The 26,254-nt window shown below is 63.9% G+C and carries 28 protein-coding genes; 10 read left to right on the forward strand and 18 right to left on the reverse strand.

Translation table 11 applies throughout. The features are described from left to right. Genes pseH through pseB form a run of 5 tightly spaced genes read right to left on the reverse strand, consistent with a single transcriptional unit; the run spans window position 1 to window position 4,496 of the window. Window positions 1–537: a UDP-4-amino-4,6-dideoxy-N-acetyl-beta-L-altrosamine N-acetyltransferase gene (gene pseH, locus FAZ79_RS03435; protein ID WP_211238786.1), complete on the reverse strand. Its 537-nt coding sequence runs from the start codon at window positions 535–537 to the stop codon at window positions 1–3. Beyond that, window positions 537–1,640 (reverse strand): UDP-2,4-diacetamido-2,4,6-trideoxy-beta-L-altropyranose hydrolase, encoded by a 1,104-nt coding sequence (gene pseG, locus FAZ79_RS03440; protein WP_136866588.1) that lies wholly within the window; start codon window positions 1,638–1,640, stop codon window positions 537–539. The genes pseH and pseG overlap by 1 nt, the downstream gene beginning before the upstream one ends. Beyond that, window positions 1,637–2,341 (reverse strand): pseudaminic acid cytidylyltransferase, encoded by a 705-nt coding sequence (pseF, locus tag FAZ79_RS03445; protein WP_136866589.1) that lies wholly within the window; start codon window positions 2,339–2,341, stop codon window positions 1,637–1,639. Before pseF ends, pseG begins: the two co-directional genes overlap by 4 nt. After that, window positions 2,338–3,498 carry a UDP-4-amino-4,6-dideoxy-N-acetyl-beta-L-altrosamine transaminase gene (gene pseC, locus FAZ79_RS03450; protein WP_136866590.1) on the reverse strand — a complete coding sequence of 387 codons (1,161 nt, stop codon included), beginning with the start codon at window positions 3,496–3,498 and terminating at the stop codon, window positions 2,338–2,340. Before pseC ends, pseF begins: the two co-directional genes overlap by 4 nt. After that, a complete protein-coding gene (gene pseB, locus FAZ79_RS03455; RefSeq protein ID WP_136866591.1) occupies window positions 3,495–4,496 on the reverse strand; it encodes a UDP-N-acetylglucosamine 4,6-dehydratase (inverting) in 1,002 nt (333 codons plus the stop codon). Before pseB ends, pseC begins: the two co-directional genes overlap by 4 nt. A 135-nt stretch (window positions 4,497–4,631) precedes the next feature. Here pseB and FAZ79_RS03460 point away from each other — a divergent pair, with 135 nt between their 5' ends. After that, window positions 4,632–7,229 carry a 6-hydroxymethylpterin diphosphokinase MptE-like protein gene (locus tag FAZ79_RS03460; protein WP_136866592.1) on the forward strand — a complete coding sequence of 866 codons (2,598 nt, stop codon included), beginning with the start codon at window positions 4,632–4,634 and terminating at the stop codon, window positions 7,227–7,229. A gap of 66 nt (window positions 7,230–7,295) precedes the next feature. On the opposite strand, the gene FAZ79_RS03465 is transcribed toward FAZ79_RS03460, so the two are convergent. The 5 genes from FAZ79_RS03465 to FAZ79_RS03485 form a co-directional block, all read right to left on the reverse strand. Beyond that, on the reverse strand, window positions 7,296–7,649 hold the full coding sequence (locus FAZ79_RS03465) for a hypothetical protein (protein WP_136866593.1): 354 nt from the start codon (window positions 7,647–7,649) through the stop codon (window positions 7,296–7,298). Between the two features lie 81 nt (window positions 7,650–7,730). Next, window positions 7,731–8,135, reverse strand: a complete 405-nt coding sequence (gene fliS, locus FAZ79_RS03470; protein WP_136866594.1) for a flagellar export chaperone FliS — start codon at window positions 8,133–8,135, stop codon at window positions 7,731–7,733. Window positions 8,136–8,272: 137 nt separating this feature from the next. Next, on the reverse strand, window positions 8,273–9,661 hold the full coding sequence (gene fliD, locus FAZ79_RS03475) for a flagellar filament capping protein FliD (RefSeq protein WP_136866595.1): 1,389 nt from the start codon (window positions 9,659–9,661) through the stop codon (window positions 8,273–8,275). Window positions 9,662–9,675: 14 nt separating this feature from the next. After that, a complete protein-coding gene (locus FAZ79_RS03480; protein ID WP_169303552.1) occupies window positions 9,676–10,137 on the reverse strand; it encodes a flagellar protein FlaG in 462 nt (153 codons plus the stop codon). A 160-nt stretch (window positions 10,138–10,297) separates the two neighbouring features. Beyond that, window positions 10,298–11,140, reverse strand: coding sequence for a flagellin (locus FAZ79_RS03485; protein ID WP_136866597.1), 843 nt, complete (start codon window positions 11,138–11,140; stop codon window positions 10,298–10,300). 366 nt (window positions 11,141–11,506) lie between these two features. Here FAZ79_RS03485 and glgP point away from each other — a divergent pair, with 366 nt between their 5' ends. After that, complete coding sequence (glgP, locus tag FAZ79_RS03490) at window positions 11,507–14,044, forward strand: alpha-glucan family phosphorylase (RefSeq protein ID WP_136866598.1); 2,538 nt, start codon at window positions 11,507–11,509, stop codon at window positions 14,042–14,044. A gap of 185 nt (window positions 14,045–14,229) precedes the next feature. Here glgP and FAZ79_RS03495 read toward each other — a convergent pair whose 3' ends face one another. Then, window positions 14,230–14,982, reverse strand: a complete 753-nt coding sequence (locus FAZ79_RS03495) for an endonuclease (RefSeq protein ID WP_136866599.1) — start codon at window positions 14,980–14,982, stop codon at window positions 14,230–14,232. 103 nt (window positions 14,983–15,085) lie between these two features. Between FAZ79_RS03495 and msrA the strand changes: the two genes are divergently transcribed. The 3 genes from msrA to FAZ79_RS03510 are packed head-to-tail and all read left to right on the forward strand — an operon-like array spanning window position 15,086 to window position 16,127. Next, window positions 15,086–15,550: a peptide-methionine (S)-S-oxide reductase MsrA gene (gene msrA / locus FAZ79_RS03500; RefSeq protein ID WP_136866669.1), complete on the forward strand. Its 465-nt coding sequence runs from the start codon at window positions 15,086–15,088 to the stop codon at window positions 15,548–15,550. Between the two features lie 31 nt (window positions 15,551–15,581). Further along, window positions 15,582–15,764 (forward strand): PLD nuclease N-terminal domain-containing protein, encoded by a 183-nt coding sequence (locus tag FAZ79_RS03505; RefSeq protein WP_136866600.1) that lies wholly within the window; start codon window positions 15,582–15,584, stop codon window positions 15,762–15,764. A gap of 18 nt (window positions 15,765–15,782) precedes the next feature. After that, window positions 15,783–16,127: a DUF488 domain-containing protein gene (locus FAZ79_RS03510; protein WP_136866601.1), complete on the forward strand. Its 345-nt coding sequence runs from the start codon at window positions 15,783–15,785 to the stop codon at window positions 16,125–16,127. A gap of 27 nt (window positions 16,128–16,154) precedes the next feature. Here FAZ79_RS03510 and FAZ79_RS03515 read toward each other — a convergent pair whose 3' ends face one another. Genes FAZ79_RS03515 through FAZ79_RS03525 form a run of 3 tightly spaced genes read right to left on the reverse strand, consistent with a single transcriptional unit; the run spans window position 16,155 to window position 18,595 of the window. After that, a complete protein-coding gene (locus tag FAZ79_RS03515) occupies window positions 16,155–16,991 on the reverse strand; it encodes an ABC transporter permease (protein ID WP_197039217.1) in 837 nt (278 codons plus the stop codon). After that, on the reverse strand, window positions 16,988–17,941 hold the full coding sequence (locus FAZ79_RS03520; protein ID WP_136866602.1) for an ABC transporter ATP-binding protein: 954 nt from the start codon (window positions 17,939–17,941) through the stop codon (window positions 16,988–16,990). The genes FAZ79_RS03515 and FAZ79_RS03520 overlap by 4 nt, the downstream gene beginning before the upstream one ends. Window positions 17,942–17,986: 45 nt before the next feature. After that, complete coding sequence (locus tag FAZ79_RS03525; RefSeq protein ID WP_136866603.1) at window positions 17,987–18,595, reverse strand: trimeric intracellular cation channel family protein; 609 nt, start codon at window positions 18,593–18,595, stop codon at window positions 17,987–17,989. Between the two features lie 214 nt (window positions 18,596–18,809). Here FAZ79_RS03525 and hemN point away from each other — a divergent pair, with 214 nt between their 5' ends. Further along, complete coding sequence (gene hemN / locus FAZ79_RS03530) at window positions 18,810–20,195, forward strand: oxygen-independent coproporphyrinogen III oxidase (RefSeq protein WP_136866604.1); 1,386 nt, start codon at window positions 18,810–18,812, stop codon at window positions 20,193–20,195. A 16-nt stretch (window positions 20,196–20,211) separates the two neighbouring features. On the opposite strand, the gene FAZ79_RS03535 is transcribed toward hemN, so the two are convergent. Then, a complete protein-coding gene (locus tag FAZ79_RS03535; protein WP_169303553.1) occupies window positions 20,212–21,423 on the reverse strand; it encodes an NnrS family protein in 1,212 nt (403 codons plus the stop codon). Beyond that, complete coding sequence (locus tag FAZ79_RS03540) at window positions 21,420–21,824, reverse strand: hemerythrin domain-containing protein (protein WP_136866606.1); 405 nt, start codon at window positions 21,822–21,824, stop codon at window positions 21,420–21,422. The genes FAZ79_RS03535 and FAZ79_RS03540 overlap by 4 nt, the downstream gene beginning before the upstream one ends. 114 nt (window positions 21,825–21,938) lie before the next feature. On the opposite strand from FAZ79_RS03540, the gene FAZ79_RS03545 reads away from it, so the two are divergent. From FAZ79_RS03545 to FAZ79_RS03560, 4 genes are all read left to right on the forward strand, one after another. Then, window positions 21,939–22,430, forward strand: a complete 492-nt coding sequence (locus FAZ79_RS03545; RefSeq protein ID WP_136866607.1) for an Rrf2 family transcriptional regulator — start codon at window positions 21,939–21,941, stop codon at window positions 22,428–22,430. A 255-nt stretch (window positions 22,431–22,685) separates the two neighbouring features. Continuing rightward, on the forward strand, window positions 22,686–23,159 hold the full coding sequence (gene ectA / locus FAZ79_RS03550) for a diaminobutyrate acetyltransferase (protein ID WP_136866608.1): 474 nt from the start codon (window positions 22,686–22,688) through the stop codon (window positions 23,157–23,159). A gap of 93 nt (window positions 23,160–23,252) precedes the next feature. Further along, window positions 23,253–24,527: a diaminobutyrate--2-oxoglutarate transaminase gene (ectB, locus tag FAZ79_RS03555; protein WP_197039214.1), complete on the forward strand. Its 1,275-nt coding sequence runs from the start codon at window positions 23,253–23,255 to the stop codon at window positions 24,525–24,527. Window positions 24,528–24,626: 99 nt separating this feature from the next. After that, window positions 24,627–25,037 carry an ectoine synthase gene (locus FAZ79_RS03560; protein ID WP_125198400.1) on the forward strand — a complete coding sequence of 137 codons (411 nt, stop codon included), beginning with the start codon at window positions 24,627–24,629 and terminating at the stop codon, window positions 25,035–25,037. Window positions 25,038–25,126: 89 nt separating this feature from the next. Here FAZ79_RS03560 and FAZ79_RS03565 read toward each other — a convergent pair whose 3' ends face one another. After that, complete coding sequence (locus FAZ79_RS03565) at window positions 25,127–25,468, reverse strand: DUF2853 family protein (RefSeq protein WP_136866609.1); 342 nt, start codon at window positions 25,466–25,468, stop codon at window positions 25,127–25,129. A gap of 150 nt (window positions 25,469–25,618) precedes the next feature. Continuing rightward, window positions 25,619–26,059: a hypothetical protein gene (locus FAZ79_RS03570; protein WP_136866610.1), complete on the reverse strand. Its 441-nt coding sequence runs from the start codon at window positions 26,057–26,059 to the stop codon at window positions 25,619–25,621. Between the last annotated feature and the right edge of the window lie 195 nt (window positions 26,060–26,254).

The following is a 26,254-nucleotide window of genomic DNA, read 5'->3' on the forward strand; positions in this document are numbered from 1 at the left end:
TCATCGGACCTCAGATCCTGATCCCCGTAACCATTCCGCTGCCAGCAACCCGAAACCGATCACATCGTGATAGCGGCTGCCGTCGAAATGGTGATCACGCAGCCGGGCCTCCTGCCGGAAGCCGAGGCGTTCGTGAAAGCGAACCGAGCGCTCATTGTAGGCCAGCGCCTCGCCACAGAGCTTGTGCAGCTTCAGGTCACCAAACACGTAAGCCAACGTCTGTTCTCCGAGCCGGCTGCCGCTCCCCCGGCGAGCGTCCGGCGCCAGGTAGAAACCCCATTCCGCCCGCCGGGCGATCTCGTCCACGATCGTCACGTTGACGAACCCGCCGGGCTGCCCCTCTCGTTCGAAGACCAGCAGGTGCTTGCTCGGGTCGGCATGGGCACGCTCGAACCACGCCTGGTGCTCGTCCCGGCCGATGACATGCTGGGTGTACATGTATCGACGGACCTCGGGGTGATTCCTCCACGCGAGGACCCGGTCCAGATCCCCGGCATGCATGCGCCTCAGACCACCACTACCCGATTCGCTCGACATCACGCCTCCTGGTTCAGCTGCTGACACACTCTTGCCGCTCCCTCGCCGTCGGTAACCGAGGCACTGGCCCGGGACATGGCGCGCAGCGTGCCCGGCTGGGCCCATGCGCTCCAGCGCTCGGGAAGCTCCGTCAACGCGCCTGCATCATCCAGGCAGATGCAGGCACCGGTTGCGGCCAATGCCGCAGCGATACCCCGCTGATTTTCGGCCAGCACCACCATCACGGCCGGCAGGCCAAGACAACAACGCTCCCAGGAGGTGCTGCCCGCCGCACCGATGGCCAGGTCCGCCTCGACCATCCGCTGCGCCATGTCGGGGATATCGGCCATCACCCGTGTCGGCCACGGCATGGCGGTAGCCTGATCCCGAACCTGTCGTAACCACGGGGCGTTACCGCCCATCACCACGTCGATCTGTAAATCAGCCGACAGGGGCGCGGCGCGAAGCGCGTCGAGGACCTTGCCGGTGACGTTGTCCTTGTCCATACCGCCCATGCTGACCAGTAGCCGCTTCAGCCGAGGCGACCGCCGGCGCCGCAGGCTGTCCTCGCGCAGACGGGCGAACTCCGGGCGCAACAGCGCATAGCGCGGCCCGATCAGGGGCCGGCAGCGCTCGGGCACGAGATCGGCATAATCATCCGCTTGGCGGCCCAGGTTTTGGTCGAGCAGCACGTCGGCCTGGTGAGAACGGTCGGCCAGATCGTCCAGCACCATCAGCCGACTGCCCTGTGGGACCACCAACGCCTCCCAACGAGCGTCGAGCGCATAGTGGTCAACCACCACCCAGCGCGGATGGAGCCGACGGACGACGTCGGCGGTTTGTTCGGCATCGATATCCCAAGGGACACCCAGCCACATGGCATGGGCAGTCCCTAGTGTCACGTCTTGCTCACGCGTCTCGTTGGAAACCGGCAGGACATGCACCGGAAAACCGCGCGATCGGATGGACTCGATCAGGTGGCCGGGATGTTCCCGACAAATGAAGTGGCACTCCCGCCCCTGATCGCGGAGTGCGTCAGCCAGCGTGAGGCAGCGCATCACGTGTCCGGTACCGATCTGCACCGAGGCATCGGTGCGAAAGACGATGGCCTCCCGATCGGTCATCGCCCCTCGCCCGACTCGGCCTGCATCGCGTTGAACAGCCATTCAGCCCGGCGCCAGTCCTCGGGGGTATCGATGTCCTGCACGCGCTCCCGCGGCAGGACAACCGGGACGGCATCGGCTGTCATGATCGCCCTGTTCGCGAGCCACGCCTCGCTTCGCCCCCAGTAGAACTGACCGGCGTCGTGCCAGGCCTCCTCGAGGTCCTGGGAACGGGTCGTGGCGTATTCGGGCTGGAACATGGCGACTCGACCGGCGTCGGTAATCCGCAGGGCGCGCTGGATGGGGAAAGCGTAACTGGTCACGGAAAAGGCGTAATCGCCACCCGACTGTTCCAGGGCCTTCTGCCCCCGTCGCAAATCGGTCGCACGGACAAAGGGAGCCGTGGCATAAAGGCAGCAGACCGCATCGGGTGCCGAGCCGTTTTCCTGCAGCCATTCGACCGCGTGAGCGACCACCGGGACAGTGCCGGTGTAGTCGTCGGCCAAGGCTTGTGGACGCCGGAACGGCACCTCCGCCCCATGGCGCTCGGCCATCGCGGTGATCTCGTCATCGTCGGTGGAAACAATCACCCGATCGAAACAGCAACTGGACAGCGCCGCCTCGATCGACCAGGCAATCATCGGCCTGCCGCAGAACGGTCGGATGTTCTTGCGCGGGATGCGCTTGCTGCCGCCGCGCGCGGGAATGACGGCCACTCTCATGCGGCGAGCGCCTTCTTGAGCGCAGCGACCACCTGGTCCTGCTGCGTCTCGGTCATGGTCGGGAACAACGGCAGACTGATCGCTTCGGCGTAATGGCGCTCGGCTTGCGGGAAATCGCCCGGCTCGAAGCCGAACTGCCGATACCACGGCTGCAGGTGGATCGGGATGTAGTGCAGGTTGACGCCGACACCCTGCTCCCGTAGTGAGTCGAACACCGCCCGATGACCGGGTTCGATGCGATCGAGCTCCAGGCGGATGACGTAAAGGTGCCGACCCGAATAACCGTCCGGGTGCTGCCATGGCGTGATCACCGGCAGGCCGGCAAGCAGGCGGTCGTAGCGCTCGGCCAGCTCGTGACGACGGGCCACGTACGCATCCAGCCGCTCCATCTGCGACAGTCCCAATGCGGCCTGCATTTCGGTCATGCGGTAGTTGAAGCCCAGCTCGACCTGCTGGTAGTACCAGGGACCGTCCGGCGCGTGCGTCATGCGATCCGGATCCCGGGTCACGCCGTGGCTGCGCAGCAGGGCCATGCGCTCGGCAAGCGCCTCGTCGTTGGTGACGGCCATGCCGCCCTCGCCGGTGGTGACGATCTTGACCGGATGGAAACTGAACACACTGACATCGCTGTAACGACCGTTGCCGATCGGTTCGTCACGGTACCGGCCGCCGATGGCATGCGAGGCATCCTCGATGATGCGGAAACCGTACTGCCGGGACAGCTCGTGAATTGTCGCCATGTCGCATGGCTGGCCGCTGAGGTGCACGGCCACCAGCACCTTCGGCAGGCACCCCTCACGCTCGGCGGCCTCGAGCTTGACCGCCAGCGCTTGCGGAGAGAGGTTGTGGGTGGCCGGATCGATGTCGACGAAGTCGACCTTCGCCCCGCAATAGAGACCGCAGTTGGCCGAGGCCACGAAGGTCACGGGCGTGGTCCACAGCCAGTCGCCCTCGCCCAGCCCGAGCGCCAGGCAGGCGACATGCAACGCTGAGGTGGCACTGTTGACCGCCAGCCCGTAACGGGCGTCCACCCGCCGGGCCACCGCCTCTTCGAAGCGCGGCACCACCAGCCCCTGGGTGAGAAAATCCGAGTGGAGCACCTCCACGACCGCGTCGACGTCCTCCTGGCGGATATCCTGACGGCCGTAGGGGATCACACGCCCGCCCTCTCGTTGAAGGCGAGAATCTCGTCCTCGTCGAGAAAGTGATCGTTGCTGCCCGAGTTGTACTCGAAGCCGATCTCGACCGGGCGCCCGGTCTCGCCTACCGCATTGGTTTCGAAATCGTTGTTACGTCCGGTGAAGGTGATCGTCGGCCGGATGACGAAGTGGTCGTCGAACTCGAGGGTCAGGTGCGAGTCGTCCGCCGGGCACATGATCTCGTGGAGCTTCTCGCCGGGGCGGATGCCCACGATTCGCTGCGGCAAGTCGGGTGCCAACGCACGGGCGAGATCCGTGATGCGCACCGACGGCAGCTTGGGGACGTAAATCTCCCCACCGTGCATGCGCCGGAATGCATCGATGACCAGATCGACACCCTCCTGCAGCGTGATCCAGAAGCGGGTCATGTCCTCGTGCGTGATCGGCAGGTGATCGGCACCCTCGGCGATCAGGCGACGGAAGAACGGTACCACCGAACCGCGCGAGCCCACGACATTGCCGTACCGGACCACCGAGAAGCGCGTCGGGTGGCCGCCGGCCATGTTGTTCGCGGCGACGAACAGCTTGTCCGAGGCCAGCTTGGTCGCGCCGTAGAGGTTGATCGGGTTTGCCGCCTTGTCGGTCGACAGGGCGACCACCCGGCGAACATCGTTCTGCAGGGCAGCCTGAATCACGTTCTCCGCGCCGTGCACGTTGGTCTTGATGCATTCGGTCGGGTTGTACTCGGCCGCCGGCACCTGCTTGAGGGCGGCGGCATGGATGACGTAGTCCACCCCCTGCATCGCCTGCTGCAAGCGCTCGCGATCGCGCACGTCGCCGAGGAAGAAACGCATGCGCGAGTCGGTAAAGCGCTGCTGCATCTCGAACTGCTTGAGTTCGTCCCGCGAATAGACGATCACACGACGTGGACTGTGCTGCTCCAGCAGCGTGGAGACCATGAGCTGGCCGAAGGAGCCGGTGCCCCCGGTGATCAAAATCGATTTATCCTCAAACATCGCTCGTCGTGTTCCTTAAGTGTTCCCTTGCCCAACGGCGGGTTATGTATCCTTGACCTTGGACCGGGCCGCGGACATGGCCCGTCTCGGCCGGCGTCCGGCCGCACTGAACGATCAGCACAGGGACAACCATACATGACGACCGCCGAACGCTCGTCGACAACAACTCCCGACTACCGGGGCAGCCTGACGTCCTCCCGTGAATGGCTCCAGACGCAGCAGGGCGACTGGATATTGCCGTCCATCAATGCCCGCCACTTCGGTGCACAGCAAGGTGCCACGCCGGAGACCGGTGACAAGAGAAGCAAGAGCCATGCCCAGTTGGTTCTGGCGGAACACTTCGGCGACCGACTGCACCAGGAAGATCGACTGTACGTCATCATCGGCAGCGATTCCGGCCAGCTGCTGCGCTATATCCGCGAACACGCCCCCATGCCGCGGGGGAGTCGCTGGCTGATCATCGAACCCGAGGACATTCTCCAGACGCTGCGCCAGAACCCCGCCATCAGTGCGCTCTGTGATGATTTCGTCCAGCTGGTCGGCTTCAACGAATGGCAGGAACAGGCCGCCCTGCTGCAACTGCCGGCCTACTTCCGTATCGACGGCGTCAGACTCGAGCGCTCGCTGGGGGCGCTCGACGGCACCGATCCACAATATATCGAGCTGACCGCCCATCTCGATGCGCACCTGACGGCCGAGCGTTTCCGCAAGACAGCCGAACTCAACCTGGCTCCCTTCATCGAGCCCAACATCCTCTCGGCACCGAATTTCCACGGGGGTATCGACCGATTCAAGAACCTGTTTGCCGGCCAACGTGCCGTCATCATCGCCGGCGGCCCGTCACTTGACGACCAGATCGACTGGCTGCTCGAGCATCGAGACACCCTGTTCATTATTGCCGTTTCCCGGGTCAGCGGCCGACTGCAGGATGTCGGCATCACGCCGGATATCGTGGTCACCGTGGACCCGTTCCCGATCAGCCTAACGGTCAGTCGTCAAATGTTTGACTTCCCGGAACAGACCGTTCTGATGGCCAGCAGCCATCCCTACCCCCGCATTACGAATCGCTGGCCACACTCCCTGTTCTGCACGGGGCCGTTGGTCCCCTGGCCGGACGACTCCGTCAACGACCGGGATGCCCTTTCCTCGGCCGGCCCGACGGTGACCCACATGGCCGCCCAGCTCGCCGGCTACATGGGGTTCAGGGAAGTCATCTTCTGCGGGCTAGACCTGTGCCACACGCCGGACGGACGCACCCACGCGGCGGGAAGCAGCGAGGCCTCCGCCGGGCCCATCATGGAATTCAGCGCTCTCCCGGTCGTGACCAACAGCGGTGAGTCGGCCTGGACCACGCCGGACTACTTTGCCGGCATCCAGGCCATGTCGGAAATTGCCGAACAATCCAACACCGTCCGATTCATCAATCCGAGCACCAATGCTGCCGTGATCGATGGCATCGAACACGTCCCGCTGGACCGCATCGCCGTCCCGACAACCGCTTTCGACCGTGATCCGTTGGACCGCATGCGGCAAGACACGGACAACGAGGCACGCAAACGCCACCTGAACGCGCTGGCCGAAAGCCTGGAGACCATCGAAAATGACCTAGGCAAGGTGGCCAACCTCGCCCAACTGGGTCTCGAATCAAACCAGGCGTACTTCAACCTCACCCACCCTGACCGGCAGAAACGCCACAAACGCCGCATGCAAGCCATCGACCGGCTTTTCGAAGGCCGGTTCAGGCGTGCGGCGCGCTTGGCCCAGCAGGCGGCCAAACGAGCCATCATGCGAACCGCGCTGCCACACGACTTCTTTGCACTCGACCGCCACCAGGCCGAGAGCCTCGCCAGCCAGTACTACGATGCGATTCGGGAGCAAGCGCGCCGCCTGACCGGCACAATAGCACTTGCCCGTGAACGGGTGGCCACCCGCTTGCTGGAGCATGACCAGAACGCATCCGCGGACGAAATCGCCCGCCGATACGTCGAACACGACGAACCCGAGCGTGTTCGTTGGCTTGAAGCCAATCGAGCCACGGTCGCATCCTCGGCTATCGAACAAGCGCAGTCGAGCTACGCCACTCTTATCGACGGTTTGCTCGAGAAGGATCGACAACGTAACTGGGAAAAGCGTTCGCCAAGAGCCTCCCTGCGACAGATCGAACGCCTGTTTTCGAGTAGAAAAGCGGAAGGGTTGCGGTCGCTGGCGGAATCATTGGATCGACACCAGGACGCTGAAACGGCCCGACCCTACGCACACTATGCGCACGGTTTGAAGCACGAGCTGGACGGGGAACTGCCCGAGGCGGCCGAACAACATGCTCGCGTGATCGATCAGGTGGACACGCAGCACGACATCGTCCTGCTGGAGCACGCGCTGCTACGCCTGACGCATATCAACCTCGAGGCAAACGACCCCGCCACGGCACTGACGGTCTTGCAAACCGCCGCCAGTATCAATCCGGGCCACTGGCGACTCGTGGCTCGACTGGCCCTGCTGGAAAATGATGCAGAAACCGGCATCACCGCCCTGACGCGCCACCTCGAGCAGTTCCCGGGCGACGTGGAGCGGGTCAAGCAGATGGTGCGCCTGTTCGTGGCGCTGGAAATCCCTGACGGGGTCCCGTTCTGCGAGCAGTATCTGCCCTACTGCGCGCCGGCCGCCCGGCTCGAACTCGAGGCATTCCTGAAAGACGCCCGAAACGCTCTGGAATCACCCGGCGAGTCAAGCTGAGACAAAAAAGCCGCCGTCCTCGCAGGACGGCGGCTCGTGCAAGTGCGGCACGGCCGGCGGCGCCGGTTAGGAAGCCTGGTTCTTCAGATAGGCATCTGCTGCGCGGTGGCGTGACAAGCGTAACTCGGCTTCACCGTCCAACTGATGCCGGGTTCGTTCGACCAGGCTGAAGAAGCGTTCGAACCGGCCGAGCCAGTCCGACTTCAGGGCAATAAGCCTCGGGTCGCCAAGCTGTTGGCGCGATTCCGCCTCAAGCACCAATTCGGCAATCTGCGACTCGGCCCGATCGAGGCCGTCGGCCATCTCGCTCAATGCCTCTTCCTGGTGCCCCGCCTCGAGAAGCGAGGCGATCTGGTCCAAAGAACGCCCGAGCCCATCGAGCTCGTCGATGAATGAGTCAATCGACACTGCGTTCGTCATACAAGCCCCGTCCTCGGATCAGCGTGGACCCAGTTTCACCGGACCGTACCGGGATGCACCCGACTAGTCGACCCGGTCCTTTCAGCTGGCCTGGGCCATCTGGGCGACCTCGGGCTCGATGGCATCCCAAGCTTCCTTGATATCGCGGATCAGCGATGCCACTTCGTCGAACCCTTCGGCATCGCGCTGGGCACTGGCGTCGAGCAGACGGCGCTGACAGTAGTCGTACAGCTCGCCGAGACGCTCGGCCAGTTCTGGGCTGTGTTCCGGGTTCAAGCCGTCTTTGAGTCCACCGAGGATATTGTGCGCCTTGGTCACGTTGATGCCCTTCTGCTCGAAGTTTCCGGCAAGCATCGCGGCCTTAGCCTGAGCGACCCGCGTGAGAAATCCTTCATACAACATGCCAATCAGACCGTGCGGCGATGCCGACTCGACCTTCGCCTCGAGATCGATGGACTGGTACTGCGCGTAGGGATTGGCTCGCATGACTGTCTCCTGCAATATCTTTTATCTGGCTGGTCGCGCCGAGCGTGAAAACGGGTGACTACCGTTCCTCGCTCTACCCAAGTTAATCGGCCACCGACGCGAAAACTTGAGCCGGTCCAGGCAAAGATCAATCGGCATCAGGAGCCAACGTTGATGCCGATCCGGCTCAGGTAGCTGGCCGACGACTGCATGTTCTGTACGATCTTATCCATCGCGGTGAACTGCGTGGTCAGGCTGTCTCGATAGTTCTCCATACGACGGTCCAGCGCGGCCCGCTGATCTTCAATACGGTCGATCGAGCGGTTGAGACTGTCGGTCCGGTTGTCGATGATGCCGTCGAAACTCAGATACGGCTGCAGCAGCTCGTCCACCTGCTGCGAGAGACCGTTGGTCGGATCCGTCAAGAAGTCCTTGACCGCCTGGCTGTCGCTGTTGAGGGCTTCCTCGGCCTTCGCTTCGTCCAGGGTCATTTTCCCTTCCGAGTCGATCTGAATACCGATCTCGGCCAGATTATCGATAGTGCCCGTTCCGATATTACCGCCCAGCAACGACCGCAAGCCACGGTTGATGCCATTCGCGGTCGCATCGCCCTGCAACACGCCACCCTGCTCGGTCTCCGCGTTGTAGGCGGTCAGATTCCGGTAGGTACTGTTCAGGGCGTTGTACTTCTCGACAAAGCTGTTCAGCGCCTCGAGCACCGGACCGTTGTCACCCTCGACGGCCACTTCCACCTTGGTGCCGGGCTGGGCTTGGTTGAGGTTCAGGGTCATGCCCTCGATCACCCCGTCCACCTGGTTGGTGGAGCTGGTGACCGACAGCCCGTCGATCGTCACCTGGGCATCCTGCGCAGCGGTAAGCTCGGTCAGGTTGGCCGATGCCAGCCGCGAGAGACCGGCGGCATCGGTGTTGTTGCCGTCGTCATCGGTCGCCGTGACGGTCACCGCATTGGCCGTACCCGTCTCCCGCGCGGAGAACACCAGCCGAGCCTCGGTGCCGCCGGCACCGTCGTCGACATTCAGGATCGAGGCCTGCACCGAGTCATTGCCACTCGCGCCGTTGATCTTGTCGCGAATGGTGGCCAGAGAGTCGCCTGCCGCCACGGCCACACTGAACGAGCTGCTGCTGGTATCGAATGTCAGCTGCCCCGAACCCACCGTTGCAGTCGAATCGGCAAAGCCGGCCGAGGCCTGCTTCTGCGCCGTCGCAAGCTGCCCTACCTCGACCTGGTATTTCCCCAGCGCCGTTCCCGGCGAGGCCGTGGCCGTCAGGATGTCCTCGTTGCTGGACGTCACCGCGCGGGAGCGGAAGGTGTCCAGGCTGCGCAGATCGAAGGCAGCGGAGCTCAGCTCGGAGGCTGCACTCTTCAGCTTCGACAGCCCCGACAGCGTGGCCTCATAGGAGGCCTCGCGGCTGGCGAGCAAATTGCGTCGAGGAGCACCCTCTGCCTGAACGAGCTGGCTGACGATGCCCTGGATGTCCAGGCCACTACCAACGCCGGAAATGGAAAGACCGCTGGAACTTGCCATGGTCGTACCTCAAATCAAGAAATGTCTGACAGCAGGCTGCCTGCCGGCAGAACGTCCGAAAGATTCAACTCGCTGAACTCGCGGAGACGTTCACGCATCGCGATGATCTCTTCGGGAGGGATTTCCCGGATCACCTGCTTGTTGGACGGGTCGACCACCTTGACCACCACGTCCCCCAGTTTGTCGTTAACGGAAAAGTCCAGGGCCCTGGGTCCAGGCTTGAGCTTCTCCTGTATGGCCTCGATGGCCTCTCTTAACTTGTCTCTTTCCCCTTCTGCCTGAGTATCGGCACTTTTGGTGCGCGCGACCTCGACAGGTGATGGGTCGGACGAGGGCTTCGGCAGCTCCGATGGAGCTGCCGTCGGCGCCTTCGACTCCATCGGGGTCGATTTTGCCCTTTCTGAAGACAAAAAGGCATCCGGTCCGCTCATCGCGGACGGGATGCCCGTCATGGAAATCTGGTTGATCGAACTCATGGGTTCGTCCTCAAGCATCAAGCGGCTACAGCATACACAAACTCAAATTTTCTCGACTTGGGTTCCGGTGTGACTGTCGGGAATCCGGAGGATCCCACCGCTTTGATGAAAAGGCCGGCTCCCTTAAGGGTCACCGGCCCATCCCATTCCCTATCGGATCTTAGCCGAGGAGGCTCAGTGCCGACTGCGGCGCCTGGTTGGCCTGGGTCAGTACCGAAGTACCGGCCTGCTGCAGGATCTGCGCCTTGGACAGGTTGGCAGTTTCCTTGGCGAAGTCCGCGTCCTGAATCCGCGAGCGGGCAGCCGACTCGTTCACGATGAAGTTGTTCAGGTTGTCGATCGTGACTTCGAAGCGGTTCTGGATCGCACCAAGCTGGGCACGAGTGGTGTCGACCGCGGTGATCGACGCGTCCAGGGCGCTCATGGTGGACATGATGTCGCCGAAGCTGGCACCCGAGCCGATGGCAGCCGCGGTGGACAGGGCTGCACCGATGGTGGTGGAGACGTTGGCAAGGCTGAACACGATCTGGTTGTTGGCCGAAGTGTTCGCGCCGACCTGGAAGGTTGCGCCGTTGGAGATCGCACCGTTCAGAACCTTCTGACCGTTGAACTCGGTGTTGGTAACGATACGGCCCAGCTCGTCCTGGAGCTGCTTGAACTCCGACTGGAGGTTCTCACGGTCACTCGCGCTGTTGGTGGAGTTGGCCGCCTGAACAGCGAGGTCACGCATGCGCTGCATGGTGTCGGTCAGTGCACCCAGTGCACCTTCCGCGGTCTGCGCCATGGAGATGCCGTCGTTCGCGTTGCGAGCGGCGACTTCGGAGCCACGGATCTGAGTGGTCAATCGGCTGGTGATTGCCAGACCGGCGGCGTCGTCCTTGGCACTGTTGATGCGCAGGCCGGTGGACAGACGCTCCAGGGAAGTCTGCAGCTGGTTGTTGGTGTCGCGCAGTGCGTTCTGACCCTGCAGCGAGAAGATGTTGGTGTTAATGACACTTGCCATGATGATAACCCCTTACGACGTTGCGTAAATTCCGGCCCTTGGCCTTTGTTGGACAAGACGCCTTTCAGGTCGCCTTGCTGAGCTTATCGGCTGAGTTGCGAGAAACTTTAGCCTCGATTTTCATCCGATCTTCGCTGGATGCCTTTTCGGCTTTTCTCGGGCTTCGGGCCGGTTGGTCTCGACTCCCGGATCTGGCATCCGTGGAAGGTATCGGCGCCACTCGCGGAAACTTTAGCTTCGTCATCCAGCCGACCTCTCCCTCCTTGCCGCGACCACGTCGACGACCGCTACCGAGGCGTCATAAAGCCGCACTACACTCTGCCAACCACCACATCGAGAACGCGTGCCGTGCCCACCATTCGCCACATGGAAGTTCGTCCTTCCCTTCCGCCTGCGCTCACGCATTTGAACGAGTTGGCAGGCAATCTCCACTACAGCCGCTCACGGGCGGTGCGAGACCTGTTCGATCGCGTAGATGCGGTCACCTGGGCGCAGGTGGAAGGTAATCCGGTGCGGTTCCTGCAATTGGTGCCGCAAGCCTCTCTGGATCGAGCGGCGGACGATTCGGCGTTTCTGGCGGAATTGGCGGCGGCCTGGCGGGGGTTCGAGGAGCACTGCGCCGATCAGCGGGTCGGTGCGCTGGACTCGGTGATCGGCGCGGACGCGACGGTGGCGTATTTCTGCGCGGAATTCGGCTTTCACGAGTCGTTGCCCATCTATTCGGGCGGACTGGGGATTCTGGCGGGAGATCACTGCAAGGCGGCGTCGGACCTGGGCGTGCCGTTGGTCGGCGTGGGGCTCTTGTACCGGCAGGGCTATTTCCAGCAGTGCATCGATGCCGAGGGCCGCCAGCACCCGCGCTTCGAGGACCTGGAGTTCTCCCACCTGCCGATTCGGCCAGCCACTCGGGGCAGCGCGCCCGTCGAGGTGCGTGTGGAATTCCCGGGACGGATGGTGACGGCGCAGGTCTGGGAAGTGCGGGTCGGGCGGGTGGTCGTGTACCTGCTGGATACCGATGTGGCCGACAACACGGCCGCGGACCGGGAGATCACCCACCGACTCTACGGCGGTGACCGCCGCCGTCGGCTCGAGCAGGAGATGCTGCTGGGTGTGGGCGGCGTGCGCGCCTTGCGGGCGCTGGGCATCATGCCGTCGGCCTGGCATATCAACGAGGGGCATGCCGCCTTCTCGATTCTCGAGCGGGTGCGGGAGCTCACACGGGACGGATTGGCGTTTGATCCGGCCCGTCACGCCGTGGCCGCCGCGACCCTGTTCACCACCCACACGCCGGTACCCGCCGGGCACGACACATTCGCCCCGGATCTGATCGAGGCGCATGTCCAACCGTTTCTGGCCGATCTGGGTGTCGATGCACCCACCGTGCTGTCGTTGGGCACCGACCCGGCCCATGATGGCAAGCACTTCAATATGACCGCCCTGGCCCTGCGTGGCTCACGTCAGCACAACGGCGTTTCCCGGGTGCATGGCACGGTTGCCGCGCAGATGAGCCAGGCCTTCTGGCCCGAGGTGCCAGCCGAAGAGAATCCCCTCACGCACGTGACCAATGGCGTTCACGTCGAGACCTTCCTCAACCGGGACCTGACCCGCCTGTTCGATGCCACCCGCCGCGACTGGCGAAACCATCTGCACGAGGCAGGCATCGGCGAGCTGGTCGAGCGCATCGATCCTGCGCGCCTCTGGTCCATGCACCTGTCGGCCAAGGCGCATCTGGTCGATGACCTGAAGGCACGTCTGCAGCGCCAATCGGAACGGTTCGGCGAGGCTCACGTGCGCCTCAAGCAACGTTGCCGTGTACTGGAGCAGCCGGTCGACGATTTCCTGATGGTGGGATTCGCGCGGCGGTTCGCCACCTACAAGCGGGCCGGCCTGCTCTTTCGGCAGCGCGAACGGCTTGCCCGCCTGATCGAGACCAGCCCGCGGCCGCTGGTCTTCGTCTTTGCCGGCAAGGCCCACCCCGCCGACGAGCCGGGCCAGGCGCTGTTGAAGGAGGTCCATGAACTAAGCGCTGATCCGCGCTTTGCCGGGCACGTGCTGTTGATCGAGGGCTACGACATGGGGCTGGCGCGCCGGCTGGTAGCCGGTTGCGATGTCTGGCTGAACACGCCGGAATTTCCCATGGAGGCCTCCGGCACCTCCGGGCAGAAGGCGGGTATCAACGGCGTGCTGAACCTGTCCGTGGCCGATGGTTGGTGGGCCGAGGGCCATGATCACCGCGAGGGGGTTGCCAATGGCTGGTCCATTTCACCGACGCCGGGGGCGGCCGACCGCGACGTGCGCGAGGCCGATGACCTGCTGACGCTGCTCGAGACCGAGGTGATCCCGCTGTTCGATCGCCGAGAGGCGCCTGCCGATAATGTCCCCGAAGGACTGCCGCTGGAATGGATTGCCTGGCAGCGACATGCCATCGCCACCATCCTGCCGCGGTTCAATGCCTCGCGCATGGTGCGCGATTACGCCGAACGTCACTACCGACGGGCCATCGACGCGGGGCGATTGCTGGCGCAAGACGGCTATCGGGCCGCTAGAGCGCGTGCCGACGTCGAACAGCGACTTGCCACCCACTGGGCGGGTGTGGAGGGGAAGGTAATCAGCGCGCCCGGATCGATCATGCGGCAAGGCGATTCATTGACCATAGAGATCGAGACCACGAGCCCGGGCCTGCCGCCCCAGTCGCTTCGCTGTGAGGCGGTATTGGGTGATGGGGCGTTTCGACGCATCGTTGTGGGCGAGCTGATCGAATCGACCGACGAGCCGATACGCGGACGACATCGAATCCAGTTGCCGGAGGATCTGGCCGGCGAAGTCGATTATTGGCTGCGGATTGTCCCGACGCACGAGACCTTGCTGCATCCCTACGAGTTGGGTCGGATGGTTTGGTTGTAGCGGGGGATGGGCGGACCGGGTCCGCTTGATTCGTATCGGCTCTAGGTACGCTACGGCCGATTCAGTCGCTGGACTCCCGTCTTCGCGCGAATCCAGAAGACTCAACGGCTGCAGCAAACACCGCAAGAACCCCCGTTCGTTGCCAAAGGCACGACGTCAGTCCGACTCGAACCGCCACGCGGGAGTCATTCGCCTTTTTCCAACCCGCTCCCATAAGCGCACCGCTCGATCAGCGGGCAGTCCCCACAAACCGGCTTGACCCGGCAATGCGCCTTGGCGTGCTCGACGATCAGGCCGTGCCAGCGGGCAAGGCGCGGGGCGGTTGGCTCAAGGGTGTGCGTCAGCAAGTCATCCGCCAACCGGTCGTATTTTTTCGTGGCGGTCTCGGGAAAGCCGAGCCGGTGGAACAAGCGGCGGGTGTAGGTGTCGATTACCCAGACGGGACGTTCCAGCGCGTAGAGGAGGATGTCGTCGGCGGTCTCATGACCGACGCCGTGGATGCCGAGCAGCCACTCCCGCAATTCGTTGGTGGGACGGGCCTGCAGGCCGACCCGTCCACCGGCGTCCTGCCAGGCCTCGGTCATGGCGCGCAGCCGGCGGGTCTTGATACGAAAGAACCCGGAGGGTCGGATCAAGTCGGAGAGGGTTTCGTCGTCGAGGGCCAGGATGCGATCGGCGGCCAGTACCTCGGCGGCATGCAGGTTGGCCAGCGCCTTCTCGACGTTGTTCCAGTTGGTGTTTTGCGTTAGCACGGCACCGACGGCAATCTCGAAGGCGCGCGCTTCGGCGTCGTGCGCGTAACCCGCTGGCCACCACGGCATATCCGTGGGCATTTCGGCAGGCTGGCCCCGCTCGAGCTTATTTTGGTGGGCCTCGAGCAATCGTGGCTCGACCCAGTCGAGGCAGTCGGCGAGTGAATCAAACGTCGGCTCGGGCACGTGGCTCTCCTATTGGGAAACTCTGCACGACTCGATGCGCGCGGCACGATTGGATGCGCTATCGTCTGGGCATGGTACCCATTTCGAGGACAGGGCCGTGATCATGCAAACCGATGTCGCCACCTTCGCCGCCGGCTGTTTCTGGGGAGTGGAAGACCGCTTTCGCCAGGTAGCCGGCGTGATCGACGTGATCTCGGGTTACACCGGCGGGCACGTCGACCACCCGGACTATCGGGCGGTCTGCAGCGGTGAAACCGGGCATGCCGAGGCGGTGGAGGTATGCTTCGCCCCCGACCGGGTCGATTACGAGACCCTGGTGCGCGCCTTCTTTGCCATGCACGACCCGACCACGCCCAACCGACAGGGGCCGGACGTGGGCACGCAGTATCGCTCGGCAATCTTCACCCACGGCGATGAACAACGCGCGATCGCCGAACGGGTGCGCGACGAGGCACAGACAACCATCGACCGGCCGATCGTCACGGAAATCACCCCGGCCTCGGCCTTCTGGCCGGCCGAGGACTATCACCAGCGTTACCTCGAGAAGCGGCGCGCCGGCGCGCTCTGACCTTCACCCATCGACACGCAAGGAGAACGCGATGCTCGAACTTCCCTTTGGCGGCCTGCTCGGCCTGATCATCCTGTTCCTGGATATCTACGCGATCATCAAGGTGGCGCAGAGTTCGGCCTCGGCGGGCATGAAGGCGCTGTGGATCGTGATCATCCTGTTCCTGCCGGTCCTCGGCCTGATCATCTGGTGGTTGTTCGGTCCAAAGGGGTGACGATCCGGGGGTGACGCCATGAGCAAGGTGCGCACGAAACGGGTCTACGACCCGGCCGAGCGCGGGGATGGCTACCGGGTACTGGTCGATCGGCTCTGGCCCCGGGGCGTGAAGAAGACCGACCTGGAGCACGACGAGTGGCTCAAGCACGTCGCCCCGTCCGGTGCCCTACGGCGTTGGTTCGGGCACGACCCCGAGCGCTTCGATGAATTTGCCCGCCGCTACCGCAAGGAATTGGAGGGCAACCAGGAAGCCGAGCGCCTGGCCCAGATTGCCGCCGAGCGGACGGTCACGCTGCTTTACGCGGCGAAGGACCAGGAGCATAACCACGCCATCGTGCTGGCCGATTACCTCAGCGAGTGAGGGAAAAGCGCCTTGCCTGAGAGCGCCTCAGCCGCGCAAGCCGATGCCCTTGCGGAACAGGCGCAGGGCGTAAAGGTAGGCGAGCAGGATGCCGACGGCGAGGATGGCATAGGTGCTCCACACCGGCACGTCGCTGATACCGAGCATCGCGTAACGGAAGCCATTGATGATGTAGAGCACCGGGTTGTAGAGCGAGGCCTGCTGCCAGAACTCGGACAGCATGTTGATCGAGTAGAACACCCCACCCAGATAGGTCAGCGGTGTCAGCACGAAGGTCGGCACGATCGAGATGTGATCGAAGTGCGTCGCGTAGACGGCATTGATCAGCCCGCCCAAGGCGAACAGGATCGAGGTCATCAACGCCACGCCGAACAGGTTCAGCACACTGTGGACCGACAACTCGGCGAACAGCAGCGCGACCAGCGTCACTGCCCCACCGACCGTGAGTCCGCGCGCCACGCCGCCGGCGACGTAGCCAACGATGATCAGCCAGTTGGGCATGGGCGAAACCAGCAATTCCTCGACGTGACGGGCGAACTTCGCGCCGAAGAACGAGGACACCGAATTGGCGTAGCTCTGCGTGATCACCGACATCAGGATCAGCCCGGGCACCAGGTACTGGATGTAGGGCACCCCGTCGATCACGCCGATGCGCGGGCCGATCAGGTGGCCGAAGACCACGAAGTAGAGCGCGGTCATGATCATCGGCGGCAGCACCGTCTGCACCCAGATCCGGCCGAAGCGCAGGATCTCGCGGGTGAGCAGCATCATGAAGGCGTTCCACGCCCCTCGCGGCGTCAGGCCGACTGCCTTGTCGCCCGGCCCCTGATGGTCGAATGCCTCGCTTTGTGAACGGATGCTCATGCGCGGTCTCCGGTCTGTTCATTGGCCGTTGCCTCGTCGTCGTCCTGCACCAGGCGCAGGAACAGCTCCTCGAGGCGATTGGTCTTGTTCTTCATGCGTTCGATCACGATGCCGTGGCCACGCAGCACGTCGAACACGCCGGTCAGTTCCTGACCGCGGGTGAGGTCGACCTCGATGGTCTCGTCGTCGATCAGGCGCGAGCCGACCACCGGCATTTCCGGCAGCGATTCCACCGGCTCGCGGGCGTAGAGCACGAAGGTCTCCTGCGACAGCTTGGCCAGGAGGTTCCGCATCGAGCTGTGCTCGACGATCCGTCCCTCGTTGATGATCGCGATGTTGCGGCACAGCGCCTCGGCTTCCTCGAGGTAGTGCGTGGTCAGGATGATGGTGGTGCCCTGCTTGTTGATCTGGGTGAGAAAGTCCCACATCCCGCGGCGCAGCTCGATGTCCACCCCGGCGGTGGGCTCATCGAGGATCAGCATGCGCGGGCTGTGCACCAGCGCGCGGGCGATCATCAGCCGGCGCTTCATGCCACCCGAGAGCGCCCGGGCCATGCCCTCGCGCTTGTCGTAGAGGCCCAACTGCTTCAACAGTTCGTGGGCACGCTTCTTCGCCGCCTTGCGGGTCATGCCGTAGAAGCCGCCCTGGTTGATGACGACCTCCTCGACCGGCTCGAACTGGTTGAAGTTGAATTCCTGCGGCACCACGCCGATCTGGGACTTGACCCACGCGCGGTCGCGATCGAGATCGTGGCCGAACACGCGCACGGTCCCGTGGGTCTTGTTCACCAGCGAGCAGAGGATGCCGATGGTGGTCGACTTGCCCGCCCCGTTCGGCCCCAGCAGGGCGAAGAAGTCACCCTCGGCGATGGACAGCTCGATGCCCTTGAGGGCGCGCGTGCCACCCTCGTAGGTCTTCTCCAGCTCGTAGATTTCGACGGCATTGCTCATGAGGAACTCGTGATGCGTTGATTCGTGATGCGTGCGGACCTTCCCCTAGCGATCGGCGGAGGGCAGGTGCCAGTGATAGCGGATACCCAGCCCGCGCACGGCCAGCGTCACCAGAAAGCCCAGGATCACCGCGGCGATCGACCAGTCCAGCCAGTGGGCGAACAGAACATAGACGATCCCGCCAACCAGGGCGGCCGAGGCGTAGATCTCCCGGTGCAACAGCAACGGCGGCTCGCCGGCGAGCACGTCGCGGATCAGCCCGCCGAAGGCGGCGGTCATGATGCCCATCATCACCGCGATCATCGGATTGGCATCCATCGATAGCGCGATCTGGGTGCCGATCACGCAGAAGGCCGCCAGCCCGACGGCATCGGCCCAGGGCAGCCAGTTGGCCCGCTGGTGAAACGGCTTGCTGACGTAGAAGGTGACGATCGCCGTCACCGCGGCGATCACCAGGTACTCCCACTGGGTCAGCCAGAAGACCGGCCGATCCAGCAAAAGATCCCGTATCGTGCCGCCGCCGATGGCGGTGACGGTCGCCAGGATCAGAAAGCCCATCATGTCCATGCGCTTTCGATCGGCCATCAGGGCGCCCGTGACGGCGAACACCGCCGTCCCGAAGTAATCCAGCCCCTGCAGCATTTCGCCGATCATGCCCCGTCTCCTGTGTGTCCACCCTGCCCTGTCACCGATCCGCCGGGGACAAGATAAAGGTCGCGGAGGATAGCCAGTCGGCGACCGGGAAAAAAGCCCGGCCGACACCAACCGGCCCAATTCCCCAGCATTCTACTCGGGGGACGAGGCAATGCGGGTGGCGCTAGACTTCCGATGTGATTCCACTCGTTCAACCAATCGCCGACCGCCGCCCATGAGCCAGACCGAGATCCCCTTCGATGCCGACCTGATCCGCCGCTACGACACCAGCGGGCCGCGGTATACCTCCTACCCGACCGCGGTGCAGTTCCACGACGGCTTCACCGAAGACGACTACCGGGCGGCCGCCGCGCGGTCGAACGCCACCGGCGGGCCGCTGTCGCTGTACGTGCACATCCCGTTCTGCGACACGGTCTGCTACTACTGCGCCTGCAACAAGGTGGTCACCAAGGATCGCGCCAAGGCCCGCCCCTACCTCGAGGACGTCTACCGGGAGATGGCGCTGCAGGCCGAGCTGTTCGATGCCGGTCGGCCGGTCGACCAGCTCCACTGGGGCGGCGGTACGCCCACCTTCCTCTCGCACGACGAGATGCGCGAGCTGATGGCCAAGACCGGCGAGCACTTCGCGCTCAAGACGGATGACACCGGCGAATACTCCATCGAGATCGACCCGCGCGAGGCCGATGCAGACACCATCCGCCTGCTACGCGAGATCGGCTTCAACCGCATCAGCCTCGGGGTGCAGGACTTCGACCCCGAGGTGCAGCGGGCGGTCAACCGCGTGCAGAGCGTCGAGGAGACCCGCGAAGTGGTCCAGACCGCCCGCGAACAGGACTTCCACGGGGTGAGCATCGATTTGATCTACGGACTGCCGCACCAGTCGCGTGACCGGTTCATGGCCACACTCGACCGGGTGATCGAACTCGACCCCGACCGGCTGTCGATCTTCAACTACGCCCACCTGCCGCAGCGCTTCAAACCGCAGCGCCGGATCGCGGGCGACGACCTGCCCAGCCCGGCGGAGAAACTCGACATCCTCGGCTCGACCATCCGCTACCTGCAACAGGCCGGCTACGTGCTGATCGGCATGGATCATTTTGCCAAGCCCGACGATCCGCTGGCGATCGCCCAGCGCGAAGGCACGCTGCAGCGCAATTTCCAAGGCTACTCCACCCACGCCGAGTGCGACATGGTCGCGATGGGCGCCTCGTCGATCAGCCAGGTGGGCGGCGCGTTCAGCCAGAACGTCAAGGATCTGACCGCCTACCACGAGGCATTGATCGCCGGGCACCTGCCGATCGAGAAGGGGGTGGTAATTACCGAGGAGGACGTGCTGCGCCGGTACGTGATCACCGAGCTGATCTGTCACTTCCGGCTGTCGATCCCCGAGGTCGAGGCGCGTTTCGGCATCGACTTTGCCGAGCACTTCGCCGACGCGCTGGACGAGCTGGCCGACATGGCCCGCGACGAACTGGTCACCATCACGCCCGACTCGATCGAGGTTCAACCGCGCGGACGGCTGCTGATCCGCAACGTCTGCATGGCCTTCGACGAGTACCACGGCACGCTCGACGGTCAGCGCTTCTCCAAGGTGATCTGAGGCACCGGCCCGCTGGTTAACTCCGGCGCACCGGCGGACGGGCATCCGCGCGTTCGTGGACCAGCCAGGGGCCAATCACCAACAGCATCGCCAGATAGACCAGCGCCAACCCACCGGCGGTGACCGCGAGCCAGGCCGGCTCCAACCCCGGCCAGATTGGCAACAGCAGCCGTCCGGCCACCACCGCCAGCATCAACACCAGCATCGGACGGAGCCATCGTGGCAGGTGAATCGGGCGCCCCGTGTGCCCGGCACTGACCCGCGTCATCATGCCCATCGCCATGACCACCAGCATGCCCAGACCCAGCGCATGCACCGGGCCGTCCAGCCCGCCGGCCGGCACGCCGACGAGGACCCCCGCCAGCCATGCCAGCCCGAGCAGCACCACCGAGACCCCCAGGAACAGTAACCACAACATCGGTTCGGTAAGCACCCGGCGGTGCCACCAGCGAGTGAGCGCATAACCGCCGGTCACGGCGACCACGGCGGCGATCGTCGCCCCGACCAGCGACACGGCGTTCGGCACGATCGGTTTGGCGAGCACGACAACGAACAGCAGCAACGGCCCACCACCCAGGATGAACGCCACATAACGGCCGGTGCGCCGCGGCGGAATGCCCAAGCGATTGGCCGAAAACGGCGGCACCACCCGCTGGGCGATGAACAACAACATCGCCACGATCGGCAGCAGCCCCAGCCAGCCGTGGATGCCGGCCAGCCCCCCGTCGTGCCGCAGCAGGGCGAACAGCGCATCCGCCAGCACCATCCCGGTCAGCGCCAAGACGAACAACAGGTTGTGCCATTGGCGGGACAGCAGGATCAGACGGGCCACCACGAACAGGATGCCCAGCTCGGCGGCGATCGAGAGCAGGTAGGGCCAGAGTGGATCGCCCCCCATGAGCAGAAACGCGAGCCGCGCGGCGAGCCAGATCCCTAGCACCGCCAGCAGACCGGCCGGATGCCAGGCGCGCCGGCCGGTCCAGTTCTGCGCGGCCGTGGTCAGAAAGCCCGCCACCAGTGCCACCCCCACGCCAAAGATCATCTCGTGGGCATGCCAGCGCCAATCGAGTTGCCCGCCGTCGAGCAGTCCCTGCATGGCAGCCCCCCAGCCTCCAACGATCCAGACCGCGGCCCAGAGCCCCATCGCGAGCGTGGCAAACCCCAGCATCAGCAGAAACCAGGGGCGAAACCCGACCGAGAGGACGGGCCAGTGGCGCCAATCGCTCATGCCGGCTCTCCCGCCTGCCCCGGCAGACATCCTTCCTGCAAGTGATTGAACAATTCACGTTCCTCGAACCGCACGTGGGTGACCAGTAATTCACCCAAGCGATGGAAGCTCGATTGCTCGCCGGCGCCATCGAGCACCTCGGTCAAGAGCTCCTCGATCTGGCGGTGCTCGCGTTGCATCCGATCGAGCTGCCCTGCCAGGGTTGAATCCGTCGGACATTGCCTTAACGCCTGACGCCCAATGGACTCTTCGGTGACGAAATGCGCCGCGAGCTCGCCGCGGTGTTCGGCCAGATCCCGAAGCAGGTCCGCATCCGGCTCGCCCCACTGCAATCGCCGTGCGATCTTCAAAGTCTGATGGTGTTCGCGAGACAGGGGCTGCAGGGATTCGTGGCGATGCATCGGGGGCTCCTCCCGCGTGGCTGGTACTGGCCGACCAGAATATGCATACTGTTTGCATATTACAAACGCCCAGCGATCCGCTTGATCGATGGACCACCGCCGAGAATGGACGCCATGCAGCTCAATCAACAGACCGATTTCGCCTTTCGACTCCTGATGTACCTGGCCGATCACGCCGCTCGACACAACGCGCGGGGGACAAACGCCGAGGAAACGATCGCCCTGCCGAAGATCCGCGAGATCGCCGACTACTTCGAGATTTCCTACAACCACCTGATGAAGGTGGCGAATGCCCTCGCCGCGCGCGGCTACGTCAAGGCGCGCCGCGGCAAGGGCGGCGGTCTGGCGCTGGCCCGCGCCGAGTCGTCCATCTCGCTGGGGGCGGTCGCCCGCGACATGGAAGGCCACTGGGAGCTGGTCGAATGCTTCTCGACGACCGGGGACTGCCGGATCGCGGCGAGCTGCCGGTTGGCCCCTGTGCTCGGCGAGGCGCTGGAGGCCTTCTGGGCGGTGCTCGACCGCTACACCCTGGCCGACATCGCCCACCTGCCGCCGGGCGATCTCCCGCTGACCTTCCATCGCCACGGGCCGCCGACCACCCAGTAGTTCTGGGCCCGCCATGCGGCCGTTTGCATGCGGCAAACCGGTGAGGTTCACCCCGATCGACCCCGGGAATCGCTCGAGTGATTCCTCGCGGGCGAATCCGGGATGAAAACCGCATGACGGCGCCGTTACAGACGGGTTACCAACCGCTCGCGGACGGCTTCAACGGTTGAGCTTTACGCCTCATGCCCTATAATGGCCGCTCACTTATACGGACCTGATCGCGGCTGGAAACTGAACGCGGACAGGCAAAAAAGCATGACGATTCATTTTCGTGAACCGCGCCTCGAGGATGGGGGTCGGATTCACCAACTGATCCAACGAGCGGGCACGCTCGACCTCAACTCGGCCTACCTCTACTTCCTGCTTGCGGACCACTTCCGCTCGACCTGCGCCATCGCGGAAAACGGCGATGACCTCGTGGGTTTCGTCACCGCCTATCGGCTGCCGGACAACCCTGACACCCTGTTCGTCTGGCAGATCGGCGTCGATGCCTCGGCCCGCGGCCAGGGCGTTGCCTCCCGCCTGCTCGGCGCCCTCCAGGAGCGCGACTGGTTCAGCGACATCAAGCGCATCGAACTGACCATCGCCCCGGACAATCCGGCCTCCCAGGCCCTGTTCACCCGCTGGGCCGAAAAGCTGGGCTGCTCGATCCGCAACGAGCCCTATCTCTCCAGCGAGCTTCTCGGCGATGGCCATCAGCCGGAAGACCTCTACGTCATCGATCTCTGATCAACGACATCACCGCCCGGTGCGATTCCCACCGGCGGTGCTATTTTCTTTTCGATCCCGATTTCTTTTTCAAGCTCAAGACGAGGACCTGTGATGAACATCGACCTGTTCGAGAAATACGAGTCCAACGTTCGCGGTTACATCCGCTCGTTCCCGACCATTTTCGTCAAATCCAAGAACGCCACGATGTGGGACCACCACGGCAAGGCGTACATCGACTTCTTCGGCGGCGCCGGCTCCCTGAACTACGGCCATAACGACCCGGCGATCAAGCGCGCCATCATCGACTTCATCGAGCGTGACGGCGTCACCAACGCGCTCGACAAGGCGACCGACGCCAAGTACCTGTTCATCAAGAAGCTGCAGGAGACCATCCTTCAGCCCCGCGACCTGGACTACAAGATCCAGTTCGTTGGCCCGACCGGCACCAACGCCGTCGAGACGGCCCTGAAGCTGGCGCGCAAGGTCAAGGAGCGCTCCAAGATCGTCTCCTTTACCAACGCCTACCACGGTCACACCCTGGGCGCCCTGGCCGTCACCGGCAACGAGTTCTATCACGACGACTTCTACGGCGTGCCGCTGAACGTCACCAAAATGCCGTACGACAACTACTTCGACCCGACCGGCGAAGGCCAGATGGACAGCATCGACATGATGCGCCAGTACTACGAGGACGCGAGCTCGGGCTACGAGCTGCCGGCGGGCATCGTGGTCGAGACCATCCAGGGCGAGGGCGGCATCAACGTCGCCTCGGTCGAGTGGCTCCAGAAGCTCGACAAGATGTGCAAGGACCTCGACATCCTGCTGATCGTCGACGACATCCAGGTCGGCAACGGCCGGACCGGCAACTTCTTCAGCTTCGAGCGTGCGGGCATCAAGCCGGACATCGTCACCATCTCGAAGTCGATCGGCACCGGCCTGCCGATGGCGATCGTCCTGATGCGTCCGGAAATCGACGAGTGGTCGCCGGGCGAACACACCGGCACCTTCCGCGGCAACTCGCTGGCCTTCGTCGCCGGCGCGACCGCGCTGGAGCGCTGGGACACCGACGAGTTCTCCAAGGAGATCGTCGCCAAGGGCGAGAAGGTCGAGAAGCGCTTCCGCGCCATCGCCGAGCGCCACAAGGACCTGATCTCCGACGTGCGCGGCCTGGGCATGATCTGGGGCCTGGAGTCCGAGAAGGACGAGTTCTGCAACAAGATCTCGGAAGAGGCCTTCAAGCGCGGCCTGCTGGCGGAGACCGCCGGCGCCGACGACCAGGTGATCAAGTTCCTCGCCCCGCTGACGATCAGCGAGGCCGAGCTGAACCAGGGCCTGGACATCCTCGACGAGTCCGTCGACGCCGCCGCGGCCGCCTACCAGGGCTAAGCCTGTCGGCCGGCTTCAACGTCATTCGGCCCCGCCCTCGCGCGGGGCCGTGTTTTAGCCCCCTACCCCTTTACCTTTCTACCCGTAACGGAGTTCACCATGCTCGTACGTTATCTTGACCGGGACATCATCGGCACCGACCGCGAAGTCGAAGCGGAAAACGGCAACTGGGTCAGCCGCCGTCTGATCCTCGCCGACGACAAGGTCGGCTTCTCCTACAACGACACCATCATCCGTGCCGGCACGGAGACCTTCATCCACTACCAGAACCACATCGAGGCGGTCTACTGCGTGGGTGGCAACGGCGAGATCCACGACATCAACAACGATGTCACCTACCCGATCCGCGACGGCATGATGTATCTCCTCAATGATCCGGCCGCCGACAAGCATTACCTGCGCGGCGGCAGCGAGGACATGCGCCTGATCTGCGTGTTCAACCCGCCGCTGACCGGCCGCGAGGTTCACGACGAGAACGGCGTCTACCCGGCACTGAGCCTGGACGACTGATCACGGTCAACTTCCGGTAGCCGTGAAACGAAGAAACCCCGACCTGTTCGCAGGCCGGGGTTTTTTGTTGTGGTGCCGAGGTTGCGGGTTCAGGCGTAGGCCGCCTCGCGACCGAAGTGGCGCGTAAGCAGGTAGTAGACCACGGCCCGGTACTTGTGACGGTTGGACCGACCGTACTGCTCGAACACCTTGTCGAGCGCCGCGTCCAGGTCCGGCCCATCGGTCAGGCCGAGCTTCTTGACCAGGAAATTCTTCTTGATGCTCTCGAGCTCGCTCTCGTCGCTTGCCGCAACAATCGACGCATCGGCGTTGTAGACCGCCGGCCCAAGGCCGACGACCACGCGCTCCAGCAAGTCACGATCCGGTGTTTCCCCGCACTTCTCCTGAATCTCTTCGGCGTACTTTTCGATCAGTTCATCCCGACTGCTCATGGCGATTCCTCCGCTCGGTTCCCGGTCTCGTCCACGGCGCACGACCCGTGTCCGTTCGTTCAACGAGACCTGACACCCATCAATAGGTCAGTGAGCTGGAATTGACAAGCCGTCGGATCGATCGGCTCAGCACGACATGGCGAGGTGAAGTCAGCCGGGATTCTCGCCAGGCTCGAACTGGCGCTGGCGATTGATCTGCATGATCAGCACGACCCCCTGGTTGGGGTCGTCATCACGCCGGGCCTCGGTGGTCTTGGTGACCAACCCCTCGATGATCTGGCGGATGCCCAGATTCTCGTCGGCGAAACGGCGCATGATGACCAGGCGGGCGCCCTCCTTGATCCAGGTCAGGGGCAACTGCTGCGTGTAGCGCGGCACGATCAGGGCCAGGCGGTCCTTGGCGAAGAAGTCGAGATAGACACCCTCGAGGATACGGATACCCCGCTCGTCGGGGCTCAGCGCACGCACCGATTCCGGCCGGCCGCTGCGGCCGTTGCGATTGTCGAGGCTCATGTCATCCGCGCCGACCTCCTTGAGGTACTGCTCGGCGGCACGGATCTGCTCCTCGGAATACAGGCTGGTCGATTTCATCGGGGACCGGTGTTACCTCGCGGGCCATGCCTCCCTGCCCCATTCAGCCGATTCCGTGGCCATTGGGCGCCATCCGACCGTGAACTTGTCACGTCGACGGCGCACTCGATCCCGACACCACTCTAAGACAGGGCACCGGGATATGGTGATTTCGTTAGCAGAGGTTAGCAGAAGTCATGCCACCAGCCGGGGGCA

Origin of the sequence: Guyparkeria sp. SB14A, assembly GCF_005096345.1 — a bacterium.
Classification (GTDB): domain Bacteria; phylum Pseudomonadota; class Gammaproteobacteria; order Halothiobacillales; family Halothiobacillaceae; genus Guyparkeria; species Guyparkeria hydrothermalis.